We start from the raw sequence: 23,361 nt of genomic DNA, 5'->3' as shown, positions 1-23,361 counted from the left end.
TAGCACCGTGGCGGCATCGGCGGGTGTCCGCCACGGGCGCCTATTCTTCGGCGAAGGTGGCGATGATGGCGTCGGCGGCGGCGCGCACGCGGGCGCTGCGACTCAGGTCGCTGTGCATCACCAGCCAGACCTCGTAGTGGTCGACGCGCTCTGGCCAGATGCGCGTGAGCTGCGGATCGTCATCGGCCATGTGGCAGGGCAGTTCGGCCACGCCCATGCCGCGCCGCGCCGCGTCCAGCATCACCATGCCGCTGTTGACTTCAATCGCCACGCGCGCGTTGGCGATCGGTTCCATGCACAGCTTCTCCATGTGGCGCGGCGCCACCGCTCCCTGGTAAATGATGATGTCGTGGCCTTGCATGCCGTTGCCCTGGACCGGCACGCCGCGTGCGGCCAGGTAGGCGGGCGTGGCGTACAGGCCCATGCTGCGCCGGGTCAGGTGGCGCGAGATCAGGTCGGGACTGGTGGGCTTGAGCGTGCGCACCGCCAGGTCGGCCTCGCGCCGGGTCAGGTTGCTGATCTCGGTGCTGGTGCTCAGGATGATGCGGATTTCCGGATGCATGGCGTGCAGCCGCTGCATGGCGCCCAGCACCGAGTGGCTGGCGATGGTGTCCGAGGTGGCGACGCGCACGATGCCGGACAGGCGGTTGTCGATGCCCTGCATCTCGCGCTGGAACTGCAAGGCCGCGTGCTCCATCAATTCGGCGGCGGTGACGGCCAGTTCGCCGGCGGGCGTGGCCAGGTAGCCGGACGGCGTGCGCAGGAACAGGCGCGCGCCCAGCGACTTTTCCAGCGCGTTGAGGCGCCGGCCGACGGTGGCCTGGTCGATATCGAGGGCGGCGGCGGCCGAGCGCAGCGTGCCTTTGCGGTAGATGGCGAGGAAAATCCTGGCGTTGTCCCAATCCATGCGGGGTTCCGGTGGTGATGCATTTTTGCATCGGTGCGCCGATATTATGCGCATTTACTGCATCATGCAAGGCGGCTAACATCGATGCATACCCACTGAAGGAAGCATCATGACTACCCCAAGCTCCGTGGCGCCGGCGATCCAGCCGCGCCAGATTCCCGCCTTGCTGGTGTTGATGACACTGGCCATAGGCTTCGTGATGGCGATGATCGATGTCACCGCCGTCAACACCGCTCTATCCGATATCTCGCTCAGCCTGGGCGTGCCGCTCACCGGCCTGGTGTGGGTGGTGGACGGCTACACGCTGACCTTCGCGGCGCTGCTGATGGCCGGCGGCGCGCTGGCCGACCGCTACGGCCCGAAGAACGTCTACCAGGGCGGCTTGAGCGTGTTCATTCTGGGTTCGGTGCTGTGCGCCGTGGCCCCCAGCGGCAACGCGCTGATCGCCGCGCGGCTGCTGCAAGGCGCTGGCGCGGCGCTGTTCATGCCGAGTTCACTGAGCCTGCTGACGCACGCATATGACGACCAGGCCACCCGCGCGCGCATGCTGGGCACCTGGTCGGCGATCGTCGGCTGCGCTTCGGCGGCTGGTCCGCTGGTGGGCGGCGTGTTGGTGCACGAATTTGGCTGGCGCAGCGTGTTCTGGGTGAACGTGCCTATCGGCCTGCTCGGCATCGTGCTGACGCAGGTGGTGGCGCCGGCCACGCCGCGCCTTGAACGCGCGCTGTCGATGCTGAGCCATCTGCTGGGCGTGGCCGCGCTGGCGGGGTTGAGCTTTGTACTGATCGAAGGTCCGTCGCTGGGTTGGGGCTCGGCGCCGGTGTTGGGCGCTTTCGCGGCGACGGTGATGGCCGCGTTCTTGTTGGTTCGGCGTGAGCGCATCGGCGCGCATCCCTTGCTGCCACGGGCGCTGTTCGATACGCCGACCTTTGCGGCGGCCAACGGTGTCGGCTTCCTGATTAATTTCGCGGTGTTCGGCCAGTTGTTCCTGCTTAGCCTCTACATCCAGCAGTCCGGCGCGGATGCGCTGCACACCGGCTTGAAACTGATACCGATGATGGCCGCCTTCGCGGTCGGCAACCTGACGTCGGGACGCATCACCGCGCGGGTCGGCACGCGGCCGCCGATGATGTACGGCCTGATGGTGGGCTTGGGCATGGCGTTCGTGATGCTGGTCGGCCTGACGCCGCAAACGCCTTACTGGCTGCTGGTGCTGGCCGCCGTGGCGATGAACTTCGCCATCGGTATCGCGATACCGGGCATGACGGCGACGGTGATGCTGGTGGCCGGCAAGGCGCACGCCAACAGCGCCGCCGCCGCGTTGAACGCCAATCGTCAGATCGGCGCCCTGGTCGGCGTGGCGATGATGGGCACCGTGATGCACATGGTGCCCGAATGGGCGTGGCGCTTGCCACTGGCCTTTTGCCTGATTACGCTGGCTTACGCCGGCGCGCTAACGCTGGTGTACCGCTACGTCAAGCTGGGCAAGCCGGTTTGATGCAACCCCGTGTGCCTTCAGCGATACGCTCGCGGCACCGCTTAGGGGTCTGACCCCGGCCGGGGTCAGACCCCGCCTGGCAGTGCGGGTTAAAGACCGTGCCTGGTGCGCCATTCGATCATCTCGGCGATGGTCAGGATGGGCATGCCGTGCAGTTCGGCGAATTGTTCGATGTCGGCGCCGCGCATCATGGTGCCGTCGGGGTTCATCAACTCGCACAGCACTGCTGCCGGATTGAGACCGGCCATGGTCGCCAGATCCACCGAGCCTTCGGTGTGGCCTTTGCGGGCCAGCACGCCGCCCGGCGTGGCGCGCAGCGGGAACACATGGCCGGGATGGACCAGGTCACGCGGTTGCGCATCCGCCGCGATGGCGGTGCGGACGGTGGTGACGCGGTCCGCCGCCGAGACGCCGGTGGTCACGCCTTCGCGCGCTTCGATCGATACCGTGAACGGCGTGCCGTAACGGCTGCCGTTATCGGCGGCCATCATCGGCAGTTCCAGCGCGCGCACCTTGTCGGCGCTCAGGCAAAGGCAGACGATGCCGCTGCATTCACGGATCATCATGGCCATCGATTGCACGGTGATTTTTTCGGCGGCGACGATCAGGTCCGCTTCGTTCTCGCGGTCGAAATCGTCGAGCAGGATCACTGGCACGCCGGCGCGCATGGCTTCCAGCGCCGCTGCTATGCGGCCTTCCAGATCGTCCGAAACCAGGGAGTAGGGGGATACAGCAGATTGTTGGTCTAACATGTGGAACGCTCCTCGCAAATAGGCGAAAAACGCGACAGGGCAAGCGAATACGCGCGGCCCGCCGCACCGATCGCTCGGGCAGGAGGGCGCGTCACCGCACATCTTCTTTCATCCGGACTATACCGTCGGCTTTGGAATCACACCAAATCTGCTGACCCTTCGTGAGAAGGCGCTCGCGGGCTTGGCCATTGCTGGCTTTACCGCCGGTGGGGAATCGCACCCCGCCCCGAAGACGTCGTTAAATCCTGCCGGCTGGCAGGCGAGGAAGGATTCTAGCCCAAATTAAGAATTTCAGTGTAAGGTAGCTTTTTCCTTCTTGTTTATGCAACGGGTATGAAGCTGATGACAATGCGTAGCGCCTCCGCCGCCGTTCTTCTGGCGTGTTCCTTCATGGCGCAAGCCGCCGATCAGCCGCCGTTGAAGTTGAGCGATCCGATACCGGTCGGGCCGCAGGTCACGGTGGGCCAGCTGGCCAACGGCCTCACTTACTACGTGCAGAAAAATACCCGTCCCGAGAAGAAGCTGGAGCTGCGGCTGGTGGTGAAGGCCGGCTCGATCCTGGAGGACGACGACCAGCAAGGCCTGGCGCACTTCACCGAGCATATGGCCTTCAACGGCTCGACCCATTTCAAGCGCAACGAGCTGGTGTCCTATCTGCAGTCGATAGGCGTGAAGTTCGGGGCCGACCTGAATGCCTACACCACCTTCAACGAAACCGTCTACATCCTGCCGATACCGACCGATAAGCCGGAGGTGGTGAAGCAGGGGTTCCAGGTGCTGGAGGACTGGGCGCACGGCCTGTCGTTCAACGACGCCGACATCGACAGCGAACGCGGTATCGTGCTGGAGGAGCTGCGGCTCGGCAAAGGCGTGGACGACCGCATGAACAAGGTGCTGCTGCCGAAGGTGCTGAACGGTTCGCGCTATGCGCAGCGCATGCCGATCGGTAAAGAGGACATCCTCAAGAACTTCAAGCACGACGCCGTCAAGCGCTTCTACCGCGACTGGTATCGTCCGGACCTGATGGCGGTGGTGGTGGTCGGCGATATCGAAGCGGCCGATGCGGAAAAACTGATAGCCCAGCATTTCGGCGGCCTGAAAAATCCGCAGAATGAGCGTCCGCGCGAATACGCCAAGATACCTGAACGCGCCGAATCCGAAGGCGTGGTGTTCACGGACAAGGAGATCGGCGCGAACTCGGTCTACATCCGCTATCCGATCCAGCAATGGCCGGCCGGTACCACCATCGCCGACTATCGCCAGAAGCTGATCGAGAATATGTACAGCTTTATCCTCAGCCAGCGCATGCACGAGCTGACGCAGCAAGCCAATCCGCCGTTCCTGCAAGGCGGCAGCGGCATGAGTTCCGTGATGCGCGGCTACCGCTCGTTCGGCGCCGGCGCGGTGCTGGGTAAGGGCGGCGCCACGCCGGCCATCAATGCGCTGGTGCAGGAAGACCAGCGCGCGCGCCAGTACGGCTTTACCGCGTCCGAAGTGGAGCGCGCCAAGAAGGGCATACTGCGCAACTACGAACGCATGTACAACGAGCGCGATAAGTCCGATTCGGCCGGCTATGCGGCGGAATACATCCGCAACTTCCTCGACAAGGAGTCTATACCCGGCATCGCGATGGAGTACCGCTACGCCAGCGAGCTGATACCGGGCATCGCGCTGTCCGAGGTGAACGCCGCCGTGCGGGCTGCGATTCCGGACAGCCAGAACAAGCTGGTGATCTACACGGGTTCCGAAGTGGCCGGTGTGCCGGCGCCCAAGGCCGACGAGCTGCTGGCCACCGCCAGCGCGGCCGAGAAGATCAGCGTGAAGGCGCAGGAAGAGAAGGTCTATTCCAGCCAGCTGATGGCGGCGCCGCCCAAAGCCGGCAGCATCGTCGGCGAAAGCGTCAACGCCAAACTGGGGCTGACGGAGCTCACGCTGAGCAACGGCGTCAAAGTGGTGCTGAAGCCCACCGACTTCAATAACGACCAGGTGATACTGGCCGGCCTGCGCTACGGCGGCTGGTCGCTGTTCGGCGACCAGGACCTGTTCAACGCGCGCTATGCCAGCAACATCGTGCACCAGATGGGCGTGCGCGATTACACGCCGAGCGATCTGGTGAAGGTGTTGGCCGGGAAGACGGCGGGCGCCAACGCCAGCGTCAGCTCGATCAACGAGACCGTCAGCGGCGGCTCCGGCAGCGGCGACGTCGAGACCATGCTGCAGCTGGTGTACCTGAACATGACGCAGCCGCGCAAGGATGCCGCCATCTACAGCGCCTACGTGGACCGCCAGCGCGAACTGGCGAAGAACAATATGGCGCGACCGGAGTCGGTCTTCAGCGACACCATCACGGCGACGCTGTACAACAACAACCCGCGCGTGCAGCGGGCGCCGAAGCCGGCCGACTTCGACCAGTTGGGCATGGACCGTGTGGTCGAAATCTACAACAGCCGCATGTCCAGCGCCAAGGGCTTTACCTTCTTCATGGCGGGCAGTTTCGATGTCGAGAAGATCAAGCCGCTGATCGCCACTTATCTGGCCAGCCTGCCGGCGGGCGAGATTCCGGTGGCCTTCAAGGATGAAGGAGTGCGTCCGGTGCGTGGCGTGATCAAGAAGGAAGTGCATGCGGGTTCTGAGCCCAAGAGCACGATCTCGCTGTCCTTCACCGGCGAGGCGTCGTTCTCTGCACAGGAGCGCATGCGCTTGCAGGCGCTGATCGAGGTGCTGAACATCAAACTGATCGAGGTGCTGCGCGAGAAGATGGGCGCGATGTACAGCGGCGGTGTGCGCGGCAACATGGAACGCATCCCGTACCAGAACTATTCGATCACGGCCAACCTGCCGTGCGCGCCGGAGAACGTCGACAAGGTGCTGGCGGCGACCTTCGCGGAGATCGACCGGATCAAGGAGAACGGTGCGGAAGATGCGGACCTGGCCAAGGTAAAGGCCTCCTGGATCGAGAACTACCGCAAGGGCTTGCGCGAGAACGGTTACTGGATGGCGGTGTTGATGAACGCCTTCTTCAACAAGACCGATCCGGCCGATGTGCTGACCTACGAATCGCGCGTCGGGGCGCTGACGGCGGCCGAGCTGAAGGACGCCGCCAGGCGCTACTTCGACACCAACAATTATGTGCAGGTGGTGCTGTATCCGGCGAAGTAATCGGGCCGCCTGTTACACTGGCGGCTTGTATCCATCACGATGTAGAGAACTATTATGGCAAAGAAAAAAGAAGAGCTGGACCCGGAAACTCTGGAATTGATCCACTGGTGTATCGAAGTGGAGGGCTTCCTGGTGAAGGGCGGCGCCACGCAGGAACAGGCGCAGGAGCATATCGAAGAGCAGGTCGAGTGGTTCACGGACCTGTTCTACGATGGCTTGACGCCTGAGCAGGCGGCGAAGGAAGCGCTGGCCTGATGTAAAGCCGCAGGTCGGGCCAGTGCGGTCAGCGCGATGCCGCTGGCCGCGCATCAGGACGCGATCCCGTGTTCGATCCTGCTCAGGGTGTCCATCACGAGCTCATAAGCCACTTCGGTATTCAGCAGCGACAGCGGCGCTTCGCCGCCAAGCGAACGATTGCTGCGGCGTATCCATGCGCGAGCGGCTTCCTCGTCCTCCAGCACTTCCAATACACGCGAACAGACACGATTGGTGCGATATGTGCGGTCTTGTTCTGAAGTCATCGCCATGATTCGTCCCAATTAAGACTTAACTGAGTGCCATTATATACCGGTAGACAGCGCATCGAAGCGCCTGCCCACGTGAACATTGCGCTCAACTAGTCCGGGGAGTATGCGCATGGGGTGCGCCGCCGCGCCCCTTGTAGCAAAGCCCCGATTTTCTCTTCGATTTCTCCCAATTTTTTCAAGCATTGAACTATTCCCGGATTTGCCGGTCTAAATTTGGGGAAGCCGAAAAAAATAGGGGAGAAAATCGAATGAATACCACAATGACCGTGCAGCTGCCCACCGATACCCTGCTCAAACTGATTGAACGACTACGCCGCCGTGGCGGCTCGCAGGATCTCTCGGACGCGATGACTTTGGCCCTCGAACGCTGGCTCGCAGACCCGGGCGCATTCGCCCCCGGAGCCGATCCCTCAGGCTTACACGGCTATCAATGGAAAACGCTGTTTCTACCCGAGGGCACCGTGTTGAAATCATGGAGCTACGGCGAGAACAATTACGCGTGCGTTGAAGGCGACCAGATCATCCACAATGGCCGCGCAGTCTCACCAAACCAGTTCGCGCAATCGTTCGCGCGCTCGACGCGCAATGCATGGCACGATTTATTCATCCGCCGCCCAGGCGATAAGACCTTCAAAATGGCGTGCCGACTGCGCGACGAACTGATTGCCACCTCGAAGGCGCCTGCGGTAACACCTGCCATTACGGCCATGCCTGTCCCAGTTGAGCCCCCGCCATTGCCCGCAACATCAGCGCTGGCTTTACCCGTACCGTCGGCCGGGCCGGAAGCTGCTGAGTATTCTCATCAAGCCGGACACTAATTCTCATCGCAAAAAGGACACGTATTCTTTGGCGAAAGCGGACACCGATTCTCATTTCATAGCAGCCTCCCGTTCTTCAAAACGGACGGCTGCATTCCAAAGAAACCACGTGTTCTCGAAAAAAGACAGTTATTCTTCAAAACGGACGGCTGCTCTTCAAAGAAACCACTTCTTCTCCAAAACGGACAGTCATTCTTCAAAACGGACAGGTGTTCTCTAAAATGGGACACCCGTTTTCAAATCGGAAAAAGCCAACATCGGCATTGATTGTGCGCAGTATTGAATTTTGAGAGGATCTGGCGAAGTGGGGCTCATCAAGTTCAAGGGGCCAGTGAACGTTCGTTTGCTTGCCGAGTTGGTCCAGTCCGATTGACGCAACTTCCACTGCTAGGCGAACGCCGCCACGCGGTCGCATGACCCCATAAGTCGCAGCCCCCCTTTCTCACTGCTCACCGCTACCAAATCGCATTGAACGCCGCCACTCGTTCTCGTTGGCCACCGCCAGCGCTCTGCGGTGGCTGCGGCCATCACCTAAGGGAAGCGAAGGACTGCTTCCGCCCCTAAGCCGACCGTCGAGAAGCCTACAGCTCTTTGAATCTACAGGTTTTTCGGGTGGTATCAATTCACGAGGATGTTGCCGCTTTTTGCATCCAAGCCCAATCAACAAACGCGGCAATAATCTTTGATGTCTTCTCCAGCATTTCAAGGCGTTGTTGGCGGCTTATAAGTGTGCCTTCGCCATGTCGGTTGCCAGTCGCTAATGGCCGGATAACATCCTTTACGTAGGCTCGAGCATCCTCCACAACCGGCATTGCCTCCCAGAGGCGCTCCCAAGTTTGAGCTTCCTTACTCCGTTCATTTTCAACAAATACCTGCCTCAGATCCTCGACCGCTCGATAGCAGAAAAACGCTGTGTCCTCGAAGGACCGAATTGCCTCTCTGTAATCTGCAAGTGCTCGTCTATATGCGAGCTGGTATGCCCTGGGTACGGTAACGAGCCGTTCAAAGCTATCTTGAAAACTATCATCTGAAAATGGAATTGGTCGAAGGTCAGCTGGTTGTACACCATATACGACATGGAGCCCTCCGGTGCCTGAAACCTGCGTAATTTCAATATCGTAGCCGCAGGTTAATAGGAAGCCCAGACAATCGACAATCATCCGGCACATGCCCTCACATTCATGGGCCAGCGCTTGAAGATCTGCGATTTCCCCTCGCGAATGTACAACCATACTTATTTGTGAGCAAATCACCGTAACAAAGACCATAGAACCTTCTGGAATTGTTCTCCCAGGAAGAATTTTCATTGCGATGGACTTTGGCAAATTCACGTTCGCACGCTCAGGTAGAACCTTGCCGCTTAATACATAAATTAAAGTTTCCCCCAGATACTCGACGGTCATAGATTGCTCTAAATTTTCAGCCATATTCTTCTGCCTTGCTGCAAGGTGAATTTTTGCCATTTTTACGAGGGGTCGCTCGTGGCCGTCTCAAATTGGTCGGCTTGAAGCGACTGCAAATTTCTGAAGTAATTTATTAAGCCTCAAAAAATAAAATCCGTGAACCCAAAAAAATAGCGTCGAGTATTTCACGCCTTCAGCCACAATACCTTTATTGCAACCTTCTATCAGGACGTCCGAATTAGCCAAGTTAGTCCACTTTGCGGAAGAGCCCAAGAAGTATACGCAAAACGAAGATATCCAGGTTGCTCAGTGATCTGGCTACCGACATCTTCCAGTACTAATGTTTTGAATTGAATTGAAAAATCCTGAGGATAAACTATTGCAATTTGAAAGTTTTTTGTAGGGTGCGCCATCTGCCAATATTGGAAACTCCCCTGCCGCACGATGTACTCCGCCTCAGTCTTAACTATCAGAAAATCCACTTCCTTGTATTTGTCCAGAGGGACGCTGATGCCACGTTTCAGATCTTCTTTTAAATTTGCATCTGTAGGCGGGTATACGACTTCGCTCTTTCCTGCATGTGGACTACTTGGAGGATATGAGACAGTGATCTTAAGTGAAACCACTTCTTCAAATTCACCGTCATCAGGCTGCCATCCTACGTGAGACTGAATCGTTCCGCGTGATGCTCTACATACATATGTGACCTTGTCTTGTATAACGAATTTTTCAGTTGTCCCTTCATGCGCCGTAATATGTACTTCAGCAGATACATCTTCCCTAAAGGGTTCGGAAATGAAACGATGCAAATTATGATGGAAATAGTGAAGAAAACTTCCTTCCTTGTCTATTGATTGATTCTTAAATTGAGCCTTAAGTAATCGCGTCTGAGTTTCTTTTAGAGCGTCATTACTGAGTGTGCTTAAATAATCATTTTCGATCACAACTTCCTTTATTCTTTCACCGAAATATGACTTCCAATCCTTAGTTTCAATCGCAAAATTGAATACTGCAAATCCAATTAATGACACTGAAACAGTAGTCAAGCCCGATGCCAATGCACTTAATAGCGATCCTGATACCGGAGTGGTCTTTTCAGATAAATAAGCGGCGGAAATTATTCCGATCACCCCGAGAAGTACCGTCCCAAGAGATGCAAGATCAATAATTCGTTTGGTTTGCTCTTTACTCATTCGTATGCTCTCTAAAAATGACACAGCAATTAACTAGCACTTTCAGCGATACCGCTCATCAATTTGGACTGACCTCAATTGCCTGCGGATTCAACCGGACGCCAGCGGGATGACAGCCGTCCCATTGCGTTCGTTGTCCAAACGTTCCTCAACCTCTTTGTCTTATTCCGAGCCTTTTCTGGGGAATTCATCGCAAGTATCTCACTTTCGTTGTCGAGACGCATTGAATGCCGATAGATACGATCGTCTACGCATCATTCGGCAAGATAAGCAAATAGCCTTGTAAGTACGCGACTGGACCACCGAGAAGTGTTTTGTCGGCCTGTTCGACTGACTCGGCCAAAATCTCGTAGAAAGACTCGTCCGGATTGAATCCCCCCACAAATCTCAATATTGAGTACGTAAACCCCTCCTGAACAGTATGAATCGTTTGCGACTCGGTGCAGGGACGAACATGAAGGGTATGCCCAACATAAATTGGTGGGGGATCGAATGGCACATCCTTCGTGGGTTCACGGCGTGCATCAGCGTGCTGTTGCTTCTTCAGAATGATAGAAACGGCGCGGTCTAGGCAATAGCGTGCATTCGACTCATTTGCATTACTTGTTCCGAAGGAGGCATCGTAGCTAACGGCCCATCCAGAACGTCCGCTCGCGCGGAACACAGCTGGAGTAAGCCGTTGAAGATTGTGCAGTTCAACTGTGTGAATACCCAGTTCCATTGCTTGGAGACGCCAGTTCTGATGGTCAATTTGGACAAAGTCCGTTGGCACTTTGACATTTTTCTCTATCCATTCTTTGTTCTTCGTCCAACTTGGCGCGCGCCACCCACCCACCATAAATGATCCGAGTATGCCCATTTGCTTCGTCCCGTCGTGGTCACGCCAACCGTAGACACTATAGTCCTCCTCGAACTCGATGAAGATGGCCTTACGGGTTGCAATGAGTGCGTCAAGGTAACGACTTTCCTTGATGGCTGCTTCGGCGGATGTTAGAAATCCCTTCGACTCACTGTCTTTGAGCAGGTCCGCAATAAACAAATCATGCAAGGATTTGCCTAGCACGCATCGTGTCATCGCCGTGATTGCTTCGGTGGCTGCTGAGTGATATGTCCGGACCATGGCTGGCTCCGCCAGCTGCGCATAGTGTTTGACGAGCACTCGTTGCTTGTTTAGTGCCTTAAGCGTGCCGGACCTCGGAACCGCGACGCCTGCTGCTTTCAGCTCACCAATGAGCTCATCGAAACCCTTGCGCTCGAGATTTTTCTCGTCATCGACTCTACGCTCAAGTAATAGTGCATATATAACTGCCTCAAGTGCGTCTTGAAGCAAGACAAGACCAGACGATGCAAGATATCGATCGTGCGACAAACACAGGGACTCTGCTTGCTCAAGCAGCACTCTTGCGACCACTAGCGCATGAATTGTCAACTCTCGCATATAAGGTCCATGAGATCAAATGAGAAGTTAGCTTTTGGAATGATGTGATTCTTCATGCGCACAAATTGCGAGACCAATGCTTGACCGGCCGTTTTTGGCCGGTTTTAGTCGTTCAATACAAGTGCACGCCATGTTGCCAGCTCTTGGTTGCTGAGCGGAGGCCCCCAACTTCCATGAATTCTAGCGTGGAGCTGCGTGTATCTTTGAAGCTCGGGCGCTGGTACTCCGTGCTTTTTACAAATCTCCAGCACAATCTCGAGTTGCCGCTTGGTCGCCGGGAGGTCGTTTCCGTACCAAGTAGTTGCGCTTGTTTCGACAACGTGCTCTACAAGTTCTTTCAATGTTCTGAGAAGTTCTCTTGGTAATTCGCGGCAAATATCTTCCGGCCAATCGCTCTCGAAACCAGAAATCGGTAACGAAGCAAAGCCTTGTTCCCAAGGCCCGAATGTTCCCGGCTCGACCTTGGTCACTGCCCAAACATGTTCAATCAGAGCGGACAATGCAGGGTGATTAATCTGGTAGCGCAGACAGAAGCGTTCCAGGCAAGTGACGGCGACGCACTGCCTGGCAATAACTGAGAGGGTTTCAATCGAAGTCTGCGGCATAAAATTATTATGGTACTTGTCAAACGGTGAGCGGCAGCTCCTGGCCGTATCCGGCTTACACGTAAAAGGCCCATACATTGGGGGAAACCTCGGCAGCAGCAAATCGCACTTCCCCTGCAGGCATTTCAACTCGATATACGCTGAAACGATGTGTCTGTGTCAGGTAACTGGGATGAGGCAACTGGACAGCGCCATCTTCAGCTGTTAGCCATTTGTACGACCAGACGTTCTCACCACCGACGGCGAAAAATTCACCCTCAGAAACGATACCTCTATTCGTCCAACGAAATTCTGCCACCTCATCTCCCATCATTATGTCTAGGTCCGCTGCTGGCCGGTAGCGGCATTTGTCAGTTCATACAGGCTTGCTGTTGGGAACGTAGCGTGTCATACGGAGCCGCTCGCCTTCTTCAAAATGAATAGCGCAGCCAAATTCTTCAATTATCTCGCCCGGGGCGCAGTAACACTTGAATACTAGATAGTTCAGCATGCATCACCGTGCTGGGGGCGTCCACGGTTGGCTGTTCCATCATCACGACATATGCGACGAGGCTATGGCGAACAAGGTACTCCTGGAAGCTATGACGGTTGAGGTATCCTGGCATAGCGCCTTGGCGGCATCTATGCTGGTGTTTATATCGGCGGTCGCGCTTCATGGAAGGAACATGGAAGTGGAAATGGTCGCATCGTTTGAAATATCTTAGAGAAAATGGCCGAGAGACCGCCCAGCCTCGTAGTGCTTAGCCCCATCCGTGGGCACAAAAAAAATGCGCTGACATGCGTAAATTCGCGCTCTGTAGCTTATATTTTGGTAGACTCACATTTACGGCAAACGTTATGTAATTTGTACCGCCAGTCAGATGGATTAAACGACTGTGAGGGCCATAATGAAAAATCGAAATCCCCGCACTTCGCCCGACGGCTTGAAACTGCAGAGCTATCTGGGCAACCTTATGTGTTCGGACAGCCAAGCCGGTCCGGGTCTAATGGATTCCGGCCGCCGAGCGATCTGGTATGAACTCACCGCTTTAGAACAGGAGATTGCACACTGGTCGTCCCAACAGCCCCCGCGCGAAGCCAAGGTGCTAGCCGATCTGTTAAAGGATGTCTGGGCTATTTGGGATAATGAGTGGCAAACAGGACGCACTACTCCTCTCTTGATAGTCAACTTCTTAGATCGTATTGCAGGCAGGATATCGACGACGAGCGTCTTACAGCATGTTCAGAATCTACGTGGCCTGGTGGAAAATGATAGCCGACAGTTGCCACCGGCTGGGTAACTACATTCACGATCTTGGTAATATGGGACGGATGTCCTGCAAGGCAATATAGTGTAGAGAAATGAGGAATCGGCTGACACATAGCCCGGATGCTCGGCAAAATTCCGCTAACTGTGTGCTTGTTTGGAGCGCGTCGGGAAATGCAGCTCACCGCCCCGTGGGACGCGCCTCCGTTCTTGCCGAACCAATACTAGACTGTGTACCGGGTACACCGCCGCGTACAGAAGATTCTCCTGTTCCCAAGCGCAAAAAACCGCGTGCTCCTCATCGGAGTGCCAGAACTCATCATCTGCCCTCCCAATTACTAGCATCATGCAGTCTGTGTCGTGTATTCGCACTAGATCGCCTGCCTCTATGTCGCACATAAGCCAAGCCCTCTTATGTAGAAGTCAGAAGGGATATCCTACGCCGAATTAGCTATCAGGAAAACAAGATCCTGGAAGATTCGTGGCCCATTTGACGCAGATCAAGATGTTCCGCCGACAAAAACCGCCCGAAGGCGGTTTCCTAAATACATTTGGATTAAACCCGGGACTTCCGACGACGGACAATAACGCCCATCAAACCTAAGCCGCCGAGCATCATTGCGTAGGTTTCCGGCTCTGGTACCCCCGATACTATCGCGACGCCGTAACTGCCGCCCATTGAGCCAACCGCCGAGCCGCTAACGATAATGTGGTATGCGCCAGCTCCCGCCAGCGCAAGGTCGTGCGTCGTGTTGTCGCCCAAGAAGGTGCCGTAGGAAGCCCCCGGTGAAACCGAGGTCCCGTCATACACCGAGTACGCAAGATTAATTATTTTGTAGACATCGGTGCCGCCCAAGGACACTAAGAGCGGGTTCGCCGACGACTGCAAGCTACCCGAAGGGATGGTGAAGTCAATCGTATCCGTAAATGCACCGGCATCATGTATGAACAAATGTCCATACGGGTGTGCCGTGTCTTGGGTGATCGCACCAGCGTTCACTTGGATATCGTTCGCCGAGGCAACGCCAGCGGATAGCGCAAGCACCAGTGCAAAGAAAAGAGCTTTTGTTTTCATTTCAATTTTCCCCTTCAGATTGATGGCCGGCCTTAGATACGCCGGATGATTGCTCCGAGTCGGGAGCAAAATAATTTTATCCATCACCAATTTTAGCCGGCGGAGCGCACGTTTCCACCTGAAAAATAATTTAAAAAATACAACGAAATTTTACTATTTCTTTGCAATTTAACATTGGAATATTCCCTCCTCATCACAGTGCGGTTCCGATGAGCAACAAAAGGAGGCTAACGAAGACACGAGGGATAGCCATGGATAGGCGGTGAAAAGGTTGCGGTACGACAAGAACTGAATGTCTGCAGTTGGCCGAACTCGGACTAAGTGAACAGGATACCAGCTTGCCGAAATGGAAATATCACACATTCCCACAATGCGATGATGTTGCCGCCGCGAACGCGCATAGTGGAGCTCCAACCAATGGAGGTCTATCATGGATACAGGTACAGAAGTTCGTAAACAGAATGCGCCCTGGAACAAGGGAAAATTAGTTGGGCAGAAGGCACCGTTGAGAATCAGCGAGATATGGGCGATCAGGGTTCGCCTCGAAATCTCCGTCCGCCAGCGAGAGCTAGCACTTTTCAACTTGGCCATCGATAGCAAACTGCGTGGCTGCGATCTTGTTCAGTTGCGGGTGCAGGACGTATGTCATGGCAGCCACGTCGCCAACCGAGCTACTGTGATGCAGCAAAAGACAAAGCAGCCGGTGCAGTTTGAATTGACCGCAGGTACTCGCAAAAGCCTGGCTGAATGGATCGCGGTGGCAAAGCTCACGCACAACGATTTCTTGTTCCCTAGTCGCATCGGGAATTCGCCGCACATCACAACTAGGCAATATGCGCGCATTGCCCATCAATGGTTCGATGAAATAGGTCTAGACCCGACCGCGTACAGCACGCATACGCTGCGCAGAACGAAGCCAACCTTGATCTATCGCCGAACAAAAAATCTGAGGGCGGTGCAGTTGTTGCTCGGTCACACTAGGCTGGAGAGCACCGTGCGATACCTTGGAATCGAGGTCGACGATGCGCTCGAAATGGCCGAACAAACAGATGCATAAATGCGCTTAAGAACGACGCGCAGCGGAGTAATTATCTGTAGTAGCTCAGACTTGATCAGACCTCAATTGTCAGATGAGTTCGAGTCCGCTTGCTTGCGCTGGCTCAAATCGCTGAATCGTGAAGGTTGTAATCTACCCCAATCGTTCCGGAAGCCGGAGGCACGGGAGATCGTTAGCCTTGACCTGAAGTGAGGCTATGTTGAACTAATAGACGCGGAGGTTTTGTGTTAGCACCCCGACATATCCAGCTCGACAGCGCGTTCACGTACCAGCAGGCTGCAATCTCTGCTGTGCTTCGTGCCCTTGCGCAAAGCCATGGTGCCGATTTTGCTGCTGATTTCGTGCGTCATCATCGAGCGGCGATTCTAATCGCCACACGAAGACGCCTGTGTGGTCGTGACGCACGCGCAGTAGCGAGTGAAGCAATTCGGCTTGGTTTAGCCTACAAGGGCATGTAGAGATTCTATGACCCGCCAACCAACGTCACAGGCTCCGTCTCCTCCACTGGACCGGCGGCGTGCCGCAGTCTACGTTCGCATGTCGAGCAGCCCGCAAGATCGCTCCATCGAACATCAATGCGAGCGGCTTCAGCAATACGCCGATGAGCACGACGTTGATGTCGTCAAGATGTATGCGGACTCTGGGAAAAGCGGCTTACGCATCAACGGCCGAGACGGCTTGCGGGAGCTGATGGATGACGTCGCTGCTAGGAAGACGGACTTTGAAATGGTATTGGTCTACGACGTCAGCCGTTGGGGGCGATTTCAAGATACAGATGAAGGCGCGCATTACGAATTCTTGTGCCGGCAGGCTGGTATTCAGGTGATTTACTGCGCAGAGCAATTTGAAAATGATGGTTCGGCCATCGCTTCGATCCTCAAGGGCATGAAGCGCACCATGGCGGCCGAGTACAGTCGGGAGTTGTCCGCCAAGGTATTCTCTGCTCAGTGTCGGTTCGCAACCCAAGGCTACAAGATGGGCGGCTTTGCCGGCTATGGGTTGCGGCGGGTGTCCTATGACCGGGACGGTAAAAGGCGGCGAGTATTAAAGCCAGGTGAACGGAAGGCCGCAGCGACCGATCGAGTGCGCTTCTGTTGGGGGCCGCAACGCGAAGTTGAAACTGTTCGACAGATTTATCACTGGTATGTGTACGACAAATTGGGTGATACAGAAATTGCGGCCAAGCTCAATGCACTGAAAATGCCAACGGAATGGCGCAGACCTTGGACTCCATTCTTGGTGAAGAGCATTCTGACCAATGAAAAGTACATTGGCCGGATCATGTTTAATCGCGGGTCCGCGAAGATGAGTACGCCAAGGGCGCTCAACCCGCCGGATGACTGGATTTGCATAGATGATGCCTTCCCGCCTATCGTAGCACCGCAACTTTTTGAGAAAGCCGCCGATGAGCGGCTACGTCGGAATCGACCTAAAACGCCAGATGAGCTGCTTCAGATACTGAGGGCACTGTACAAGAAACATGGCAAGGTTACGGTATCGATCATCAATGCCACGCCTGGTGTTCCGAACCCTAAGTACTTTAACGCTCGATTCGGAACTTTGGCTGAGGCGTACTCGGCCGCAGGGCTGCCGGCGGCACGACCGCTGCTGCGCGCGCGAACACTCCGCTCAGTTAGGCAGTTGCGCGAGGCGACGATGTCAGCGATCAAGATGGCAATTGAACAAGCAGGCGGGATGCATGTGCAGTGCGAACACCCCTGGCTGCTGCGTCTCAATGGGAAAGTTATCCTCAAGCTTGTGGTGGCGCGCTCGCGTCACGACGCTGCTGGTCACATCAGATGGCGTATCCCAGTCCATACCTGGCCAGTGGCAGACTTCGTTTTATGTGTGCAAATGGACGCTGCTAACGCCGGTGTCATGGGGTACTACTTGATTCCCGTCGCGGACTTTATCCAGGGCCACATCATCTTGCGTGGGGAGCATCCCGCCGATAGGGGGCAATACCGGTATCAAACCTTAGCCTCAATATTCGGACTGGGTACATCGGAAGCCAATGACACGCAGGGGCAATCAACTCGCCTAGCCTTGGACTGACTTGATCTGACAGCGGTTGTCAGGTCAAGTCTGGCTTACTACAAATTATCGGACAAGGTATTGATTTTTGTCTTTGCCTTCGAGCCACTTCGGTGCGCGTCCACGGCCAGTCCAGGTGCTCCCTGTTGTGTCGTCTTTATACTTGATTTCTACTGGTTTGCGTGCGACCTTAGGCTGCTTAATGCCACCGCCAATATCGGCCAGCGTCAACCCAGACTCTTTCATAATCGCCTGAATCTGTGCACGGGCAGCAGCCATTTCAGCGCGCCGGGCCTCTTCGGCCTTGGCCTGTAACTCCGCGATTTGCTTTTGGATTTCCTGATAAGAAGTTGACATAGATGGCTCTTTCAACGAATGGGTATGTGCTGATTGTACACGCAGCGATTGAGAACTCAATCTGCCGTTGTTCAGGCATATTCCGTCACGAACGCTGCCAAGGTGCCTCACATGAGTGAGAAAGTGCGCACTTTCCATTTCAGCAAGGTGGTATCCTGCTTGGAAAGATCGAATTAGGCCAGGACCGGACGGTTCATGTTTCGAAAGTATCTATGAGAAAAACGGTATTCCTTGTCGTCGCTGTTTGCTCTGGATTGTCCGCATCGGCTCAGGCGCTGAATGTAGACAGCTTCGGGCCGGAAAGCCTTGGCCTTGTCGGTAGCTACTGCCAATTCGGTGTGCAGCGAGATACTTTATTGGTCAGCGACTGGGATAAAAAATTCTGGATGAAGATTGATGGCAAGATGCTCGCTTTTCAAAGTGAGAAAAGCGGTGCTGAAATTGAGAGGCAGCTTAAAAATAAGCGGTGGCGAGAGTCATTGAAAGCGGACGGAGTCACCATGCAACTTGACCTCGTCGAGACAGCACGCCGCGACGACTCTGCTACATTTCGAGGCTATATTGAGGTCCAGCGTGGTGGCATGAGGAAGCACATCTTAATTGCCGGTGGTTGCGGCGCATAACGGCCAATAACGGACCTTTATGTTTATTGCGAACCTCAACGCATTTATTGCCGCCCTGGCAGGCGCTAGCTATCTGCTGGGATGGCTCCTGGATACACCTGTGTCCAGGGTTGGTCCTAGCCATGGCGCCGGTTTGATGGTGGCGCTTGTGTGTGTGGCATCCGTCCTTATCGTCGTGTGGGCAAAATGGGGACTGACACCCGTTCGTTTGTCGCATAAGCAGCTATACATCTGCGGCCAGCTCGGCATAGCGATGGCGAGTGCTTCCTTTGTTGGCGGTATTGCTTTGTCCTTGCACGCGGCGTCTATTAGCATTGAAGATGAATATTGGTCTTGGGTTCTAATGTTGGACAGAATCGGTCCCGCTGGCGCAATATGTTTCATAGCGTCTTGCGGATTGGTTTTTGCTGCACAGGTGGAACGGCCGAGCCCTGGGAACCCAACCGCAGTAGCTGACTGAGAACGGCCAGCAGCGGCCGTTCCAAGTCCGTTCTAAAAACGAAAAAATACTCGTATGGAGTTGGTCATGGTCGTAAATGTTGATGAAGTTGTGCGGAGAGAGAAGCTGGCTATCGTAGCCATCAAACGTGCAATGGGGACCGAGGATGGTGACGTCAACTTATTCGTCTCTCACCACCTGGACGAGCTCGATGGAGAATACTGGTTGAAGCACCTTGGCACGGAGAGTCCCGATGCAACGCAAATTCTCGACATTATTAGGCTGCGCTCACACTGGGGCGGCGACGAGATCGATGGCATCAAAAACTTTGACTTCACTCTGCCGGACGATGTAACTGATTATGTAATTAGTGTAAGTTTCGATGAGGCCGGTGAGGTCGACGAAATTTCGATGGAAAGCTAGATCTTTTGAACGGTCGACAGTCGGCCAGCAGCAGACCTTAGGATTTGTGAATGAGAATAATAAAGAGTTTCCATTTATAAAACTGGAGAATTCGTGCAAAGAAATTTGTTTTTTCTGGTTTTTGCTATTTTATTCGGATGTACCTATCCGGATGAAGGAATTCGAACCGACTGGACTTCATTGTCCTTGCCGGGAAAAGCGCTAGAACTGATTGACGATAAAGAATCGGAGTGGTTCCCGTTTTCGAAAGAAGGCACCAGTAGCGCAACCATAGGAACGAAGAACGGCCCAGTTGCAGCACCTATATTTTATTGGCGAATTACCGGCAATACCCTGCAAATTTCAGTATTTCCGGACGCCGAAATTTTTGAAGAGCTCCGTAATCCAGCAATTAAGGGAAATATTATTTCTGCAACGCGTAAGTCAGGTGTACGTGCTCGATACACACTTTCAAAGCTTTAATTCTGAACTTCCGGTTTGGGGCGACATCTGCAGGGTGTGACAATTGGTGAAGTTTCCACACAGGCAACATGCTATCCTGAACGCCAACAGCCGGGTCCGGCCAGGAACTGACATACGCGTTTATGGAAAAAATTTCGTTCGCACTAGATGTTGAAGATGGTTGGCCGCCGGTTGCGGTAGAGCACGTTTGGTGTGAAAAAGACGGCTCTGTCTATGAATTAAAAAATGCTCCTTTCTTTGTGCAGGGGCTAGCATTCGGTGATAGGTTTTCAGCCGTACCCGATGCGGTAAATGGCTGTATCTTCGAATTCACCGTCGAGGAGTCGTCAGGACATTCATTAGTTTGGATCATAGAGCAGGCAGCATTGAAGCTCGCACCATATGAATCGGAACTGCTTCACCTCGGCTGCAGTATAGAAGGGTTTCCAAGCCTGCAGCTCTATGCAATCGATGTTCCTCCGCAGGCGGAACATGGAGCCGTTAATGCAATGATGAACAAATTGGAGGGCTTAGGTTTTGCGCTGGCCTTTCCTGTTTGGAGGCATGAGTAACCCGCTGCTGCTGCTGTCGGCCAGCAGCAGTCATTGAAACTCTTAGTCCCACAAAAATATTCCGCGCACTGAAAGCGAACAAAATTATGACCGACGATAAGCAAGAAACAGAAGTCTTCGAAATAGCGAGTGGGGATATCAGTGTTTGGGTCGATGGCGGAATTCACCTCAAAGTCAATGCGCCAGGTAAAGACCCTGTTGAACTGGGAAAGCAGGAGGCGTTGAAACTCGGCGAGCTTTTAGTGCGGCTGGCAATTGAGCAATGCGGCTAACGGCCAGTGGCTGCCGGTCGCTTCTTCCCACGGCCCCTTAAGAATTTTGGCAATGAGATGGTGTGCGTGGAGAGGTGATCATGGTATCTGTTCTGGACTAAATTACCGTGCTCCGGCTTTATTCCTTAATGCGTCAAGAATGGTTGTCTGGATTTCGCTATTGGTTTTGTCGGCCATTAGCACAGCTTGATAGCGTTGGTTTTCTGTAAGCTGAGCTTCGAAACCTTTACGGTGATCTTGGATAGATAGGTCGCCCATGCGCTCGGATATCAGCGCCCAAGTATATGCCTGGAGCTCTTGGCCTTGACTTTCGTACATTAAAGAAACCAGGGTCGCTGCGCGAGAATGACCTTGTCCAACTGCCGCAGTCATCCACTTAATTGCATTATCTTTTGGAGGAAGTGCCTTATCGAAAGACGGGGCGTCCACTAGCTCTTCACTTTCGGACCAATACTGTTCTCCGAGTTGCAGTAGTGCGTACACGTCGTTTTGTTTTGCCCTGATATGAAGTTCCTGCAAACTCATCGCGTAGTATTCTGGAGGAGTTGAATATCCATTTTTCTCCATACGGACTTTCCGTACTCGAATACGTTCTTCAAGGGATTTTGGTGGAGGTGGTGCCCCTCGCCCGAATGGTGAGATGATGCCTGTTGTTGATTGGGCTATGGTGTGATTGATCTCGGGAAATACTGGAATAACGTCTGCACGTACTGTATTTTCGATTGGCTTTGCTTGATCGTACTTTTCTTCGGTGTGTATGAAGTAGCGCGCAGAAGCAATGACTGCAATAGTAATGATGACGGATGCAACGAAGCTTTGTTTGGTCATGTAGAAACTATTAAGGTGGCGGATGGCGCTGGAAAAACACGCCATCCGATGATTCCTTAGTTGCCTAGCGACAAGCGCCTGGTGTAAGGCCAGATGCCCGCGCTAATTGAGCGGCTTCCGCTGGCGAGCATGCAGGGATCGGAAGATTCCATTGATACGGTGTTCCAGCATTGGCGCAGGCGGGATATGGCTGTGGGGCGGCCCCGCCAGGGCAAGGCGGATGCGGAGGTGCGGGCTGGGCTTCACCGGGTACGTACCAGATTGACTTACCCGCTGCAGTCGTTGCATTCAAACCGCCGGTAGTGTCGATTTCCAAGGTGTAGATGCTTGGGGTAAAGACTCCCTTGTCGACCGTCCACAGCGCATGCTGTCTCCCTAGATCATAAAGTACCAGATTACCATCGTACTGAAATACTAATTCCTGACCAAACTTGCCTGGATTCCAAAACTCAGCTGTTCCCCCGGTTTTGCGAATAGCGATTGAGCCGTCAACCTTCATGATTAGCTCATATCTTCCGTCATAGGAGACCAAAGAATCCCCAGGTAAGAGGTGTTGATCGGAATGCAAAATGCGATTGTATACGGTCGCGCTTGCTCCGGAGGATACTACTCCTGCCAGAAGTGTAGCGATGAGCAGTCGAGCTATCTTCATATTTGCCTTGAAATTGTGATGAGTTCAATTATTGTAATTGATTTAATTTTATCAAAACTATCAAATTGTCACTTTCGTAAGTAATTATGAAGTGCTCGGTGGCCCTGCAATTGAAATCGACGGTTGCAAGGTGACTGACGGCTTTGGGGAGGCTTCAGCCTGCAGTGGGAATTCGTGAGTTTTGCAGGTAAGCAAGCTGCTATCCTGAACGCCGTCGGCCGAGTTCGGCCAATTGCAGACTGTCGTTGACAGGCACTCTAACGAACTAAAAAATGAATAAAAATATAGAAAAGATTGGTTCGATAGTTGATAAGGCTGTCGAAAAATACTCTACTCTTGATGTTTTCAGGGCTGGAGTTCAGCTTATTCCTTACATAGGGGGCCCGATTGATACAATTCTTTCTGGGCGTGCATCGCGTATTCAATTTGAGCGTTTTGAGCAATTCGCGTACGAGCTTCGAATGCGATTGGAAGTCGTTGAAGCCATTAGCGCGGATGTTCAAGGGGATGAGTTTGCCGATTTTGTTCTGACTGTATTAGAAAATGTCTGGCGTGCGCGTACCGCTGAGAAACGACGGAGTTTTGCGGTTGTGGTATCCAAACAAATAATAACGGCGCGTTCTTGGGACGATGCCGACATGGCTGTTCGACTGGTTGCTGAACTTGAGAGCATACATATCGATGTTTTATTAGCAGTGTTATCAGTTAGCCACGCCGTGGCTGACACCAATGGGATGAAGATTGTTGCATTCGATATCGAATCGGCAGACGGCCTCCTTGCTAACTTCTCTCAATCATTGAAGGCAAAGATGGATGGTCGCTATTCGGACGTTGCACTACGATTGGCGTGCTCCGAGCTTGTTGCAAGAGGCCTCCTGCATGATGCTGGAGTTGGTAAGTGGAATGCTCAGGCTATGAAGTTTTTTGTCACGACTGACTTAGCAGTGTGGTTTAGCGAGTGGTTGGCTGAAGATTAAGGAGTGCATATTGAGTGCGGACGCGTTCGACCATGTGCAGCCCGACGCACATTTCAAGGGGGAAT

General features: G+C 54.3%; 22 protein-coding genes and 1 riboswitch. Of the genes, 12 read left to right on the top strand and 10 right to left on the bottom strand.

Annotated features, from left to right (window positions below; genetic code table 11):
• Window positions 1-40: 40 nt before the first annotated feature.
• Complete coding sequence (locus V6M89_RS20375) at window positions 41-907, bottom strand: LysR family transcriptional regulator (RefSeq protein ID WP_332854881.1); 867 nt, start codon at window positions 905-907, stop codon at window positions 41-43.
• A gap of 109 nt (window positions 908-1,016) precedes the next feature.
• Between V6M89_RS20375 and V6M89_RS20370 the strand changes: the two genes are divergently transcribed.
• On the top strand, window positions 1,017-2,405 hold the full coding sequence (locus tag V6M89_RS20370) for an MFS transporter (protein ID WP_332854880.1): 1,389 nt from the start codon (window positions 1,017-1,019) through the stop codon (window positions 2,403-2,405).
• An 89-nt stretch (window positions 2,406-2,494) separates the two neighbouring features.
• Here V6M89_RS20370 and ribB read toward each other — a convergent pair whose 3' ends face one another.
• Window positions 2,495-3,157, bottom strand: coding sequence for a 3,4-dihydroxy-2-butanone-4-phosphate synthase (gene ribB, locus V6M89_RS20365; RefSeq protein WP_332854879.1), 663 nt, complete (start codon window positions 3,155-3,157; stop codon window positions 2,495-2,497).
• Between the two features lie 96 nt (window positions 3,158-3,253).
• A riboswitch (FMN riboswitch) is annotated at window positions 3,254-3,395 on the bottom strand.
• 95 nt (window positions 3,396-3,490) lie between these two features.
• Here ribB and V6M89_RS20360 point away from each other — a divergent pair.
• Window positions 3,491-6,316 carry a M16 family metallopeptidase gene (locus V6M89_RS20360; protein ID WP_332854878.1) on the top strand — a complete coding sequence of 942 codons (2,826 nt, stop codon included), beginning with the start codon at window positions 3,491-3,493 and terminating at the stop codon, window positions 6,314-6,316.
• Between the two features lie 54 nt (window positions 6,317-6,370).
• Window positions 6,371-6,571: a hypothetical protein gene (locus tag V6M89_RS20355; protein ID WP_020702248.1), complete on the top strand. Its 201-nt coding sequence runs from the start codon at window positions 6,371-6,373 to the stop codon at window positions 6,569-6,571.
• Window positions 6,572-6,624: 53 nt separating this feature from the next.
• Here V6M89_RS20355 and V6M89_RS20350 read toward each other — a convergent pair whose 3' ends face one another.
• Window positions 6,625-6,843 (bottom strand): MbcA/ParS/Xre antitoxin family protein, encoded by a 219-nt coding sequence (locus V6M89_RS20350; RefSeq protein WP_332854877.1) that lies wholly within the window; start codon window positions 6,841-6,843, stop codon window positions 6,625-6,627.
• Between the two features lie 248 nt (window positions 6,844-7,091).
• Between V6M89_RS20350 and V6M89_RS20345 the strand changes: the two genes are divergently transcribed.
• Window positions 7,092-7,661: a hypothetical protein gene (locus V6M89_RS20345; protein WP_332854876.1), complete on the top strand. Its 570-nt coding sequence runs from the start codon at window positions 7,092-7,094 to the stop codon at window positions 7,659-7,661.
• Between the two features lie 623 nt (window positions 7,662-8,284).
• Here the strand turns inward: V6M89_RS20345 and V6M89_RS20340 are convergent.
• The 5 genes from V6M89_RS20340 to V6M89_RS20320 form a co-directional block, all read right to left on the bottom strand.
• Window positions 8,285-9,124, bottom strand: coding sequence for a hypothetical protein (locus V6M89_RS20340; protein WP_332854875.1), 840 nt, complete (start codon window positions 9,122-9,124; stop codon window positions 8,285-8,287).
• Window positions 9,125-9,288: 164 nt separating this feature from the next.
• Complete coding sequence (locus V6M89_RS20335; RefSeq protein WP_332854874.1) at window positions 9,289-10,257, bottom strand: hypothetical protein; 969 nt, start codon at window positions 10,255-10,257, stop codon at window positions 9,289-9,291.
• A gap of 247 nt (window positions 10,258-10,504) precedes the next feature.
• Entirely contained in the window at window positions 10,505-11,695 is a 1,191-nt protein-coding gene (locus tag V6M89_RS20330) for a hypothetical protein (protein ID WP_332854873.1), read from the bottom strand.
• Window positions 11,696-11,799: 104 nt separating this feature from the next.
• On the bottom strand, window positions 11,800-12,300 hold the full coding sequence (locus V6M89_RS20325; RefSeq protein WP_332854872.1) for a hypothetical protein: 501 nt from the start codon (window positions 12,298-12,300) through the stop codon (window positions 11,800-11,802).
• Between the two features lie 1,802 nt (window positions 12,301-14,102).
• On the bottom strand, window positions 14,103-14,705 hold the full coding sequence (locus V6M89_RS20320; protein ID WP_332854871.1) for an FxDxF family PEP-CTERM protein: 603 nt from the start codon (window positions 14,703-14,705) through the stop codon (window positions 14,103-14,105).
• Between the two features lie 346 nt (window positions 14,706-15,051).
• On the opposite strand from V6M89_RS20320, the gene V6M89_RS20315 reads away from it, so the two are divergent.
• Together V6M89_RS20315 and V6M89_RS20310 are read left to right on the top strand one after the other, a co-directional pair.
• Window positions 15,052-15,678 carry a tyrosine-type recombinase/integrase gene (locus V6M89_RS20315; protein ID WP_332854870.1) on the top strand — a complete coding sequence of 209 codons (627 nt, stop codon included), beginning with the start codon at window positions 15,052-15,054 and terminating at the stop codon, window positions 15,676-15,678.
• 465 nt (window positions 15,679-16,143) lie between these two features.
• Window positions 16,144-17,733, top strand: a complete 1,590-nt coding sequence (locus V6M89_RS20310; RefSeq protein ID WP_332854869.1) for a recombinase family protein — start codon at window positions 16,144-16,146, stop codon at window positions 17,731-17,733.
• Window positions 17,734-17,778: 45 nt separating this feature from the next.
• On the opposite strand, the gene V6M89_RS20305 is transcribed toward V6M89_RS20310, so the two are convergent.
• The gene (locus V6M89_RS20305) at window positions 17,779-18,069 is read right to left on the bottom strand and encodes an H-NS histone family protein (RefSeq protein ID WP_332854868.1); all 291 of its coding nucleotides are present in this window, start codon (window positions 18,067-18,069) and stop codon (window positions 17,779-17,781) included.
• A gap of 212 nt (window positions 18,070-18,281) precedes the next feature.
• On the opposite strand from V6M89_RS20305, the gene V6M89_RS20300 reads away from it, so the two are divergent.
• The 5 genes from V6M89_RS20300 to V6M89_RS20280 all read left to right on the top strand — a co-directional run bounded on the left by V6M89_RS20300 (window position 18,282) and on the right by V6M89_RS20280 (window position 20,839).
• Window positions 18,282-18,692: a hypothetical protein gene (locus V6M89_RS20300; protein WP_332854867.1), complete on the top strand. Its 411-nt coding sequence runs from the start codon at window positions 18,282-18,284 to the stop codon at window positions 18,690-18,692.
• Window positions 18,693-19,218: 526 nt separating this feature from the next.
• Window positions 19,219-19,554 carry a DUF2004 domain-containing protein gene (locus tag V6M89_RS20295; RefSeq protein ID WP_332854866.1) on the top strand — a complete coding sequence of 112 codons (336 nt, stop codon included), beginning with the start codon at window positions 19,219-19,221 and terminating at the stop codon, window positions 19,552-19,554.
• 93 nt (window positions 19,555-19,647) lie between these two features.
• The gene (locus V6M89_RS20290; protein ID WP_332854865.1) at window positions 19,648-20,016 is read left to right on the top strand and encodes a hypothetical protein; all 369 of its coding nucleotides are present in this window, start codon (window positions 19,648-19,650) and stop codon (window positions 20,014-20,016) included.
• Between the two features lie 122 nt (window positions 20,017-20,138).
• Window positions 20,139-20,567 (top strand): DUF4265 domain-containing protein, encoded by a 429-nt coding sequence (locus V6M89_RS20285; protein ID WP_332854864.1) that lies wholly within the window; start codon window positions 20,139-20,141, stop codon window positions 20,565-20,567.
• Window positions 20,568-20,653: 86 nt separating this feature from the next.
• A complete protein-coding gene (locus V6M89_RS20280; RefSeq protein ID WP_332854863.1) occupies window positions 20,654-20,839 on the top strand; it encodes a hypothetical protein in 186 nt (61 codons plus the stop codon).
• A gap of 102 nt (window positions 20,840-20,941) precedes the next feature.
• On the opposite strand, the gene V6M89_RS20275 is transcribed toward V6M89_RS20280, so the two are convergent.
• Window positions 20,942-21,712, bottom strand: coding sequence for a hypothetical protein (locus V6M89_RS20275; protein ID WP_332854862.1), 771 nt, complete (start codon window positions 21,710-21,712; stop codon window positions 20,942-20,944).
• Window positions 21,713-22,591: 879 nt separating this feature from the next.
• Here V6M89_RS20275 and V6M89_RS20270 point away from each other — a divergent pair.
• Window positions 22,592-23,296, top strand: coding sequence for a hypothetical protein (locus V6M89_RS20270; RefSeq protein ID WP_332854861.1), 705 nt, complete (start codon window positions 22,592-22,594; stop codon window positions 23,294-23,296).
• Window positions 23,297-23,361: the final 65 nt, after the last annotated feature.

The organism is Duganella sp. S19_KUP01_CR8, from assembly GCF_036688705.1.
In the GTDB taxonomy this organism is placed as follows: Bacteria; Pseudomonadota; Gammaproteobacteria; order Burkholderiales; family Burkholderiaceae_D; genus Rugamonas.
This window is presented reverse-complemented; position numbering and strand designations above follow the sequence as displayed.